1 protein-coding gene is annotated in these 635 nt (G+C 63.3%); it reads left to right on the top strand.

Annotated features, from left to right (window positions below):
• A partial coding sequence (locus tag ASN89_RS26860; RefSeq protein ID WP_152988717.1) for an HD-GYP domain-containing protein occupies positions 1–635 on the top strand: 635 nt, incomplete at both ends.

Below are 635 nucleotides of genomic sequence, written 5' to 3'. Positions count from 1 at the left end.
CGATGTACGCCTCGGCAAGGCCGTCGAGATCGACCGCGTGCAGCACACGGTGCAAGATATTACCGAATCGATTCTGCGCAATCCCGGCGCCCTCGTCGGTTTGTTGCGCATCAAGAACAAGGACGACTACACCTTCCTGCACTCCGTCAGTGTGTGCGCGCTGATGGTGGCGTTTTGCCGCTCGCGGGGCGTCGATGGCGCCACTACGCACCAGGCCGGCCTGGGCGGCTTGCTGCACGATACAGGCAAGGCGCTGGTGCCCGATAGCGTGCTGAACAAACCCGGCCCCCTGACACCGGAAGAATTTTCTCTGATCAAGCGCCATCCGCGCGATGGCTACGATATCCTGTGCCGCTCGCCCGAGCTGGGCGCCATTCCCCTCGATATCGCCTTGCACCACCATGAGCGGCGCGACGGCAGCGGCTATCCGGACCAGCTGGCCGGCGACGCCATCAGCGAGCTGGCGCAGATGGCCGCCATCGTCGACGTGTATGACGCGCTGACGTCTGACCGCAGCTACCACAAGGGCGTCGCCGCCGCCGAAGCCTTGCGCAAGATTTATGAGTGGAGCAAATTCCATTTCAACCCCGTGTTCGCGCAGGACTTCATGCGCTGCGTGGGGATCTATCCGGTGG

This window comes from Janthinobacterium sp. Ant5-2-1 (assembly GCF_001445815.1).
Lineage (GTDB): Bacteria > Pseudomonadota > Gammaproteobacteria > Burkholderiales > Burkholderiaceae_D > Janthinobacterium > Janthinobacterium lividum_E.
This window is presented reverse-complemented; position numbering and strand designations above follow the sequence as displayed.